Source organism: Shewanella sp. Isolate7, assembly GCF_022398425.1.
Taxonomy (GTDB): domain Bacteria; phylum Pseudomonadota; class Gammaproteobacteria; order Enterobacterales; family Shewanellaceae; genus Shewanella.
In genome coordinates this window covers 1-8,193 of sequence record NZ_JAKEVJ010000115.1, presented here as the reverse complement: position 1 = coordinate 8,193, position 8,193 = coordinate 1, and the positions used below count along the sequence as shown (strand labels likewise).

Here is an 8,193-nt window from a genome sequence, read left to right as displayed (position 1 = left end):
TGTCCACACATAGGTCACATCGCCACACCACACTTGATTGGGAGCCGTCACAGCAAACTGGCGGTCAAGGAGATTAGGGATGGCGACATGCTCCTTGTCTGCCTTTTTGTAGCGATGTTGCGGCACCTGGCTGCTCACTAGCCTCAGCTTCTTCATCAGCCTTGTGGCACGATAGCGCGTCAATCTCACGCCAGCTGTCGTCACCATATCAGCCAGGGTTCTGGCACCCGCTGAYCCATTGCTGGCTTCATAAGCCTCCCGCACCATGCTGTGCAACTTTATCTGCTTCGAATCAATGGTGATAGSTCTGCTTMGCCAATACTTGTAACTGCTGCGGTGAATACTAAATACTGAACAAATCCGCTTTACGCTATGGCTCTTCCTGAGTTTCTCGACTAACGAGAACTGTTCAGTGAGTCTGACATCAAGAGAGCCGTAGCCTTTTTTAAAATGGTGTTCTCTTCTTCAATGCGGCGGATTTTCTTCTCCAGCTCGCGGATCCGCTGTTGTTCGGGGGTGAGCGGTGCGCCTTTGGGGGATACGCCTTGCTKCTCCTGTCGAAGCTGGTTTACCCATTTACGCATGGCTGAATTACTSACGCCCATCGCGCTTGCAGCCTCAGTTATGCTGTATCCCTGTTTCGTTACCAGCTGCGCAGCTTCTAATTTGAACTCTGCACTGAATGTCGGTCTTGTGTTCTTCATTTCTACCACCTTTTCTCTGGAAGTGAGTCTATCACTTCGTCTATTCAGGTGGCCAAATTCACTATGCCACTACAAACACCAAAAATGCCGCAAGCTCATTTCCAGAGAACAAGTGATGTATGCGTCCAACAGTGGTGCTTTTAACACGAACGCTTTCGCCAGAGCTGCTGAATTCTCCAACTTTAATGAAAGGAACGTAATCTTTCCCCGCCCCTTTACCTCGCTTTTCATCTAAACGCTTTTGGTCTTTCTTATTGAGTGGCTTATCTGCATCTGACATAAAAAACCCCCGACTAAGTTAAACTTAGCAGGAGGTTAAAAATCGATCAATCTTTATTGTATATGATCAGACTTTATTGTAACTGATCAAACTTTATTGTCTTCCGACAAGGGTTATTTAACTAAGAGTGTAAGTTACTCAACCGTTACCGATTTTGCCAGGTTACGCGGCTGATCCACGTCGGTGCCCTTGATCAAGGCAACATGGTAAGACAGCAGCTGCAGCGGAATGGTGTAGATGAGCGGCGCCATGTAGTCGTCACAGTGTGGCACAGGGATCACCTTCATGGTGTCATCCGACTCGAACTCGGCATCCTTGTCGGCAAACACATACATGAGGCCACCACGGGCACGCACCTCTTCGACGTTCGACTTGAGCTTCTCCAGCAGTTCGTTGTTTGGTGCCACGACGATCACCGGCATGTCGGCATCGATCAACGCCAGTGGGCCATGCTTGAGCTCACCAGAGGCATAGGCCTCGGCGTGGATGTAGGAGATCTCCTTAAGCTTAAGCGCACCTTCCATCGCGATGGGATATTGATCGCCACGGCCCAGGAAGAGGGCGTGATGCTTGTCGGCAAAGTCTTCGGCCAACTCGGCGATGGCATCGTCCAAGCCTAGCGCCTGCTCTACTTTAGCCGGCATAGACTGTAGGCTCTGAGTGATCTCGGCGAGCATCTCGGGAGACATGCCGTTGTGACGACCGATGGCGGCAGTCAGCATCAAAAGACCGGCCAGCTGCACGGTAAAGGCCTTGGTTGAGGCCACGCCAATCTCGGCGCCTGCCTTCATCATATAGGCCATATCCGACTCGCGAACCAGTGACGAACCCGGTGCGTTACAGATGGTCAGGGTCGCCTTATAGCCCATCTCTTTGGCTAGACGCAGCGCCGCCAGAGTGTCGGCAGTTTCACCCGATTGCGAGATAGTCACCAACAGGCTGTTGGGGAACAGGTGCGACTTACGGTAACGGAACTCTGAGGCGATCTCGACGTTACATGAGACACCGGCCCAATCCTCGAGCCAGTAACGTGCCGCCATGCCCGCGTGGTAGCTGGTACCACAGGCAATGATCTGCACGTGTTTGATATCTTTTAGGAATTCGGCTGCGTTTTCACCGAAGGCAGAATCCAGCACATGGCCACCGGCGATGCGTCCCTCAAGGGTATGAGCGATAGCGCGAGGCTGCTCATAGATCTCTTTAAGCATATAGTGACGGTATTCGCCCTTGTCGCCGGCATCATGGGTCACTTCAGACTCTTTCACTTCACGCTCGACCGCATTGCCATCGACATCGAAGATGCTCACTGTGCGGCGAGTCACCTCGGCCACGTCTCCCTCTTCGAGGAAGGCGAACGAGCGCGTCACGGGAAGCAGTGCCAGCTGATCAGAGGCGACGAAGTTTTCACCCAAACCAAAACCTATTACCAGTGGGCTGCCTGAGCGCGCAACTATCATGCGCTCGCTGTCACGACGGTCGATCACAACCGTGCCGTAGGCACCTTCGAGTTGTTTAACCGTTGTCTGCACCGCACCAAGCAAGGTGTCGTGAGACTTAAGCTCATGATGCACCAGGTGACAGATCACTTCGGTGTCGGTATCTGAGTTAAAGGTATAACCCAGGCCCTTTAGCATGTCGCGCAGCTTGTTGTGGTTTTCGATGATGCCGTTATGCACCACGGCAATATCGCCACTCGACTGGTGAGGGTGAGCGTTACGCTCGCTAGGCTCGCCATGGGTCGCCCAGCGGGTATGGGCGATACCCGTACCGCCGACGAGCGGCGCCTGTTCCAGGGCGCTAGACAGCTCCTGCACCTTACCCACACGGCGCGTGCTTGCCAGTTCATTGTTGTGAATCACCGCCACACCGGCAGAGTCATAACCACGATATTCGAGGCGGCGTAGCCCCTCGAGTAGAATTTCCGCAACATCCCTTTGCGCCACTGCGCCAACGATTCCGCACATAGTTTTTTCCTACTTACTCACTAATATGAAAATAAAATTTAAATGCTATTTCGAGTAGGGTGCGAGGATCACCTCAACCCCCTGCTCACTAATCTGTTTTACCGTCTGCTCATCGACTCTATCGTCGGTTACCAGCACGCTTATCTGCTGCCAGGCCAGTTCCAGGTTAGGAATGCGCCGCCCTATCTTGTCGGAGTCCACCATGACGATCACCTCACGGGAAACCTCAGCCATCACCTTGCTAAGGCCGGTCAGCTCATTAAAGGTGGTGGTTCCTCGGGCAAGATCGATACCATCGGCACCGATAAACAGCTGATCGAAGTTATAGGAGCGCAGTACCTGCTCGGCTACCTGACCTTGAAAAGACTCGGAGTGAGTGTCCCAGGTGCCGCCGGTCATCAGCAGAGTCGGCTCGTTTTCCAGCTCGTGGATGGCATTGGCCAGTTGCAGCGAGTTGGTCATCACCACCAGGCCCCGCTTGCCGTTAAGCTGCTGTACCAGGCCAGAGGTGGTGCTACCGCTATCGATAATGATGCGGTTATGGTCTTTGATCAACCTGGCCGCCGCCTCGGCAATCGATAGCTTATTGGGTGCTATCTTGGCACTGAACTGCTGAGTGACCTCGTCCGGGATAGCCACGGCGCCACCATAACGACGCAGCAGCAAGCCGGTTTTCTCCAGCGCAGCCAGATCCTTACGTATGGTGACCTCAGAGGTCTCGAAACGATTGGCCAGCTCATCCACGCTCACCTCGCCGGTCTCGTTCAAGACGGCAATGATGCTATGGCGGCGCTGCTGGGTGTTTCGTTTATTCACAAAGAGTTTCACTTAAGTTTCGTTTCGAAAGATGAATTATAGTAATTCGAAACTTTTTTACCAGCCCTATTGACGTAAAACTAAGCTAAAAACAAAAAAGCCGCTATCTAAGATTGCGGCTCGGCACCTTGAATTAGGCAGGGTAAATCTAGAACTTAGCCTCCAGCGCCAGTCCTAAGTGACGGCCTTCGCCAACGGTAACATCCGTATTGGTGCCACCAGCCAGATAATCGGTATCGAACAGGTTCTTCACGTTAAGTCGCACACTGACATCGCTGCCCATAACATCCATAGTATAGGCGGCGCCGACATCGAAACGCACATAGGCGTCTTTAGTGATGCTGTTGTCCTTATTGGCAAATCGCTCACCGACATAGACGGCACCAAAGTTAAATGCCAGATCTTCTGTCATCTCATAACGAGTCCAGATGTTAGCCGACCATTCGGGTGCATCTACAGGTGTCTTGCCATCTAGGCTATCTTGCTCTGGGCGCTTATATTGTGCATCAAGATACATCATAGAACCGGTCATAAACCACTTATCGCTCAGCTGTCCCTGCGCGCCCATCTCAAACCCTTTATGGTGCTGTTCACCACTCTGAGTTGTTATTGACTCACCACCACCCAGGTCTTGGGTCACGGTAACATTGGAGACGGTTATATCAAACACTGCACCTGTCAGTAATAATCCACCATCGAATAGCTCCCACTTGGTGCCTATTTCATACTGCTCGCCATATTCAGGATCCAGATTCATTTCATAATTCACATCTTCAGGATTATTGACAATCCCTTGCGGCGTGAAGCTCTTGGAATAGTTAAAGTAGATGCTGCCATTGTCTGCAGACGAGTAGATCACCCCAAACTTAGGCGATACGGCATAACTATTATTCCCTTTACCATCCTTCTTCTGCTCGTCATAACGCACACCTGCCAGCAACTGCCACTGCTCGTTGAGGGTCATTAGATCCTGAATATAGAAGCCATAGTGCTTGTAATCAGATTCTGACTTAGTGGTATCACGATGATAATCGAGATCAGGTTTAGGCAACGGCTGACCCGGCATCACAGGCTGATTCTTCTTACCAGCATCTTTTAGCTGGCCATAGTAGTAATCCAGCATGTTGGCACCGATCAACAGTTGATGCTCAACATCTCCTGTATTAACTGTACCTGTGAAATCGATGAAACCCGTCTTATGCTGCCAATCGTCATAACGGTCGAACGGACTAATGGTGTAACCATCGGTAAAGGGATCTTCCGACCCTTTCACTAGACTGGGTAAAGAGTCCAAGCGGCGGCGATTAAATTGCTGGTCGTTATAACCCGCCTTAACCTGCCAGTCGTCGCTGAGATGATAGGTCAACTCGGCGCCCAGGTTTGAAATAGTGTTGTCGGTAAAGGCCCAGGGCATATCCCAGATGATATCTCTGCCACCAATTAACTCACCATCGCTATTTAACCAGCCACCGCGGTCGATACCCGTCTTGTCCTGGGTATGGTCATACTTAAGCGACAACATGAGATCGTCTGTGATATCAAACTCAAGGTTCAGATAGCCTAACCAGCGATCACGCTCCTGGTTAGTGCCATCCTGGTACTCCCGCCAGTATTGGGTGTCTTGCTTAACCAGCACACTGCGATAACGAATCGTCTGGGCTTCGTTCAGGCTACCGCCAGCATCCAGTTGAAAACGCGTCGAACCATGTTCATCGGTGTCGAATCCCAGGTTGAACAAGGTGTCGTAGGTCGGTTTCTTGGTGACCATGTTGATCAGGCCGCCAGGACCAGACTGACCATAGAGCATGCTAGATGGTCCCTTTAATACCTCGACCTGCTGTAGGGTCTCAATAGGCTGCACATAGTGAGACCACTGCTGCTGACCATTGATCAGATAGCCTGAGCCAGATGACAGTTCGAAGCCACGAATGTTAAATACCTGGCGATTCCACTTCTCGCTGCCGCTGGTCACGCTAGAGTCGTTCACCAGCACCTCAGACAGGTTGGTCGCTAGTTGTTCATCGGTCACAAAGTTGGGGATGATGGCCACAGACTGTGGCGTGTCCATCAGATCTATGTCGCCGCGCATGGCACCCGAGGCGACCCCAACCTTATAGTCGTTAAAGGTTCGCCCCGTCACGGTAATGCGTTCAATATTGGCTTCGACCAGGCTGCTTTCGGCATCATCGGCCAATGCGGGCGTAGCCGTCAGCGCGGCCAGTACCGCAAATCCGACAGGAGAATAGTTAAACGAACATAGCTTAAATGACATGCAAACCTCACCACTAAACGACAAGTAAACGAAAGTTGCGACAAATATAAATGAGAATTATTTTTATTTAAGCTTATTTACATCCCTTTACACTGTAGGGAGATCTCCTTCACTAAATTAGCCCGCTCAGATACTTGTTCGCCCTCCATTGGCCCAAACAGGCATAAAAAAAGCGACCACTTTGGTCGCTTCTTTCGCTGCAGTCAGCCTATTTCTTCTGCTTCACCGGGCGTGCCCAGCCGCTCAGGTGACGCTGCTTAACGCGGGTGATCACCAACTCATCGGCCGCCACGTCACGGGTGATGGTTGAGCCCGCACCTAAGGTGGCCCCCTTACCTATGGTGACTGGTGCCACCAGCTGAGTATCGCTGCCGACAAATACATCGTCTTCGATCACCGTCAGGTGCTTATTGGCACCATCATAGTTACAGGTGATGGTTCCTGCGCCGATATTGACGCCAGCCCCTACTTGAGCGTCGCCGATATAGGCCAGATGACCCGCCTTGGAGCCTTCACCCAGCACGGCCTTCTTCATCTCGACGAAGTTACCAATATGCGCATCACGCTTGAGCTCGGCGCCTGGACGCAGACGGGCAAAAGGACCGGCACTGGCGGCTTCACCCACAATCGCATTTTCGATAATAGAATAAGGCTTAATCTCGGCGTTATCCCCTATCTCACAATCGATGAGAATGGCACCGGCACCGATAGTCACGTTATTACCTATGGTGACCTTACCCTGGAAGACCACATTCACATCGATCATCACATCCATACCGACAGTCACCTCGCCGCGCACGTCTATACGGGCAGGGTCGCGCAGGTTAGCCCCTTCGAGCATCAGCTGTTCGGCGGCTCGCGCCTGATAGGCACGCTCCAATTGGGCCAGCTGTACGCGATTATTGGCACCTTCCACCTCGATGGCCGAAGCGGGTTGCGCCGTGGTGATACTCACGCCATCACGATGAGCCATGGCCACGATATCGGTAAGATAATATTCGCCCTGAGCATTATCCGACGACAGCTGGCTCAACCAAGCCTTTAGCTGCTTGCCCGGCGCCGCCATGATACCCGTATTGATCTCCTTGATGCTTAACTGCTCTTCGCTCGCATCTTTCTGCTCGACAATCCCGACGACCTTACCGGCCTCGCGCACGATGCGACCATAGCCAGTAGGATCCGGCAAGTTGACGGTAAGAATAGCCAGGCCGTTATCGTCACGTGCACCCAGCAGCGCCTCTAGGGTTGAGGCCTGAATCAAAGGCACATCACCGTAGAGGATCAGCACGGTGTCATCATCGTTAATGTTGTCGTTTGCCTGTGCCACCGCATGGCCGGTGCCTAATTGCTCTGCTTGTAACACCCAGTTCAGCGCTTGCTCGCCCAGGCGGGCCTTAAGCTTATCGGCACCGTATCCGTACACCAGCTGAATCGCCTCGCTTCCCAGTTGATGTGCGGTGTCTATCACATGCTGCACCATGCTCTTGTGGGCGATGGGATGGAGAACCTTAGGAAGGTCTGAGCGCATGCGAGTCCCTTTGCCTGCGGCCAAAATAACGACGTTCAGTGCCATGGAGATATCCTTGGGTGATTACTGCTAATACAGAAGATAATGCAAATTAAGTCGGCTGATTTTAATAGATTGCGCCAGCAAAAGCGAACACGGCACGCCTGTAAGCCGCTTAGAAGTTGATTATCTTGTCCGACTCCAGCAGCCAGAGCGCGAGGTCATCCATGGTGGCCTTCATACATCCCTCGATAACAGAGAGTTCGCTGAGGCCTCGAGCCTGCACACAGGAGGTGCAATACTTCACCTCGGCTCCCTGCGCCAGTACTATCTCTAGCATCTGCTGTAAGTTGTAGCCCTCACCCGGTTGTTGCCTTGGTAACACGCCCGTCACGGCATCGGACAAGAGAAACAGTTTTACCTTAGGCATTGGGGTCTGCTCATTGAGCTGTATCGCCAGTCGTAGGGCGTTAAAGAGTTTCTCCGACCCATAGGGTGCATCGTTAACGACGATCAAGACTTGTTGCATGGCATATCCCCCAGTAATACCAATCGTAATAAATAATTGATCATTCTAGCTTGTTAAAACGCTCGATAACTGCATTAATATTTTTAATTGTAGAATAACTACTTATCTAAAAATCTTGCTT

6 protein-coding genes and 1 pseudogene are annotated in these 8,193 nt (G+C 51.8%); all 7 read right to left on the bottom strand.

Annotation, left to right across the window (positions count from 1 at the left end; genetic code table 11):
• A pseudogene (locus tag L1D47_RS19470) lies at positions 1–704 on the bottom strand (IS3 family transposase); the annotation flags it as partial.
• Positions 705–765: 61 nt separating this feature from the next.
• Positions 766–984: a hypothetical protein gene (locus L1D47_RS19465; protein ID WP_239886466.1), complete on the bottom strand. Its 219-nt coding sequence runs from the start codon at positions 982–984 to the stop codon at positions 766–768.
• Between the two features lie 134 nt (positions 985–1,118).
• Positions 1,119–2,948, bottom strand: a complete 1,830-nt coding sequence (gene glmS / locus L1D47_RS19460) for a glutamine--fructose-6-phosphate transaminase (isomerizing) (RefSeq protein ID WP_239886465.1) — start codon at positions 2,946–2,948, stop codon at positions 1,119–1,121.
• A gap of 45 nt (positions 2,949–2,993) precedes the next feature.
• On the bottom strand, positions 2,994–3,764 hold the full coding sequence (locus L1D47_RS19455) for a DeoR family transcriptional regulator (RefSeq protein ID WP_041509722.1): 771 nt from the start codon (positions 3,762–3,764) through the stop codon (positions 2,994–2,996).
• A gap of 148 nt (positions 3,765–3,912) precedes the next feature.
• A complete protein-coding gene (locus tag L1D47_RS19450; RefSeq protein ID WP_239886464.1) occupies positions 3,913–6,036 on the bottom strand; it encodes a TonB-dependent receptor in 2,124 nt (707 codons plus the stop codon).
• Positions 6,037–6,244: 208 nt separating this feature from the next.
• A complete protein-coding gene (glmU, locus tag L1D47_RS19445; RefSeq protein WP_239886463.1) occupies positions 6,245–7,609 on the bottom strand; it encodes a bifunctional UDP-N-acetylglucosamine diphosphorylase/glucosamine-1-phosphate N-acetyltransferase GlmU in 1,365 nt (454 codons plus the stop codon).
• 109 nt (positions 7,610–7,718) lie between these two features.
• Complete coding sequence (locus L1D47_RS19440; RefSeq protein ID WP_239886462.1) at positions 7,719–8,072, bottom strand: DsrE family protein; 354 nt, start codon at positions 8,070–8,072, stop codon at positions 7,719–7,721.
• Positions 8,073–8,193: the final 121 nt, after the last annotated feature.

Coding starts and splice junctions, on each gene's coding strand:
- L1D47_RS19465 (WP_239886466.1), bottom strand. CDS start 984: ATGTCAGATGCAGATAAGCCACTCAATAAGAAAGACCAAAAGCGTTTA.
- glmS (WP_239886465.1), bottom strand. CDS start 2,948: ATGTGCGGAATCGTTGGCGCAGTGGCGCAAAGGGATGTTGCGGAAATT.
- L1D47_RS19450 (WP_239886464.1), bottom strand. CDS start 6,036: ATGTCATTTAAGCTATGTTCGTTTAACTATTCTCCTGTCGGATTTGCG.
- glmU (WP_239886463.1), bottom strand. CDS start 7,609: ATGGCACTGAACGTCGTTATTTTGGCCGCAGGCAAAGGGACTCGCATG.
- L1D47_RS19440 (WP_239886462.1), bottom strand. CDS start 8,072: ATGCAACAAGTCTTGATCGTCGTTAACGATGCACCCTATGGGTCGGAG.